Annotated in this window: 1 protein-coding gene and 1 pseudogene; both read right to left on the reverse strand. The window is 73.3% G+C overall.

The genetic code is table 11. The features are described 5' to 3' along the window. Positions 1-35: 35 nt before the first annotated feature. Positions 36-629, reverse strand: coding sequence for an FABP family protein (locus CWIS_RS07995; RefSeq protein WP_048342741.1), 594 nt, complete (start codon positions 627-629; stop codon positions 36-38). A 288-nt stretch (positions 630-917) separates the two neighbouring features. Beyond that, positions 918-1242: pseudogene (locus CWIS_RS08000) on the reverse strand (hypothetical protein); the annotation flags it as partial.

A 1242-nucleotide genomic window follows, 5' to 3' on the forward strand; every position in this document is an offset into this window, starting at 1 on the left:
GGGCTCGTCGACGCGGGGGGCCGGGACCTGCGTCATCAGTGCTCGACGTCCTCGACGCGCGCGAGCCGGGCCGAGGCGTAGGACTGCATCGGCTGGCCGAAGGCCGCCAGGTCCTGCGCCCACATGAGCTCGCCGTTGACCAGGCCGTACAGCCGCGTGGCCGCGCTGACCTCGGCGCCCGACGAGGTCCGGGCGATGAGGTCGGAGGCCAGGTCGACCCGGCCGTTGCCGACCGCCCCGACGTACACCGCGACGTGCCCGGACGGGTCCGCGAGCAGGACCTCGACGGGGAACTGCTCGTCGGTCAGCCCCTCGGGCCGCTCGGGCGGGACGCGCCAGTAGCCGGACTCCGTCGACCAGACGGGGCCGTCGTGCAGTGGCGGGTCGGCGGGCTCGTCGGCGGCCGCGGCCTCGTCGAGCGCCGACGCGTCGTCGGGTGCGACGACCAGCCGGATGGTCGAGGTGTAGGACAGGTACGGCCCGCCGTCGTGGTCGAAGACGACGTCCTGGACGAACGCGGTCTCCTCGACCCCGGGGTAGCCGACGACTCCCTCACCCGACCACCGCCCGACGAGCCAGGCGAGCGGGTAGACCTCCGGGGCGAGCCCTTCGGGCAGGACGAACGCCATGAGTGTTGCCTTCCGATCCGGGTCCTGCGGTGCTCGCGGCGACGGGGCCGACGAGGCGAGGCGGACCTTGAGCGTGTCGTCTGTGGGTCAGCGCTGCGACTTGAACAAGCGGAGCACCACGAGCCCCGCCGTCCAGGCGATCGCGAGCGTCGTGAGGACGAGCAGACCGATGAAGAACCCCTCGAGCGCTGTCATGCGCCGATCCTAACGATCCCGGGGCGCTTCGCCGGTCCCGACGGCGACGAGACGCGTCACACCGTCCCGGCCGGTTCCCCGGCCCGGTCGCCGTCAGCCGACGAGCACGCGCCCGACGACGTACACGAGGATCCCCGTCACGGTCACGGGAAGCACGATCGCCGCGACCGAGGGGAGCTTGCGCGCGAGCGACTCGAGCGCGTCGAACAGCACGTGCAGCGACGAGATCAGCACCCCGACGGCAGCGCCCAGGACGAGCCCGGCGAGGACGTCGATGTCCGGCAGCAGCAGCGTGGCTAGCACGCCCGCGAGCGTCGAGGCCGCGGTGGTCACCAGCGCGCCGCGCCACGACGACAGGGGCAGGGCGACGACAGCCGCACCGACCGCGAGCGCGAGCGCCCCCACGACGACGATGGGC

It is taken from the genome of Cellulomonas sp. A375-1 (assembly GCF_001040865.1).
Taxonomy (GTDB): Bacteria; Actinomycetota; Actinomycetes; order Actinomycetales; family Cellulomonadaceae; genus Cellulomonas; species Cellulomonas gelida.

Coding starts and splice junctions, on each gene's coding strand:
- CWIS_RS07995 (WP_048342741.1), bottom strand. CDS start 629: ATGGCGTTCGTCCTGCCCGAAGGGCTCGCCCCGGAGGTCTACCCGCTC.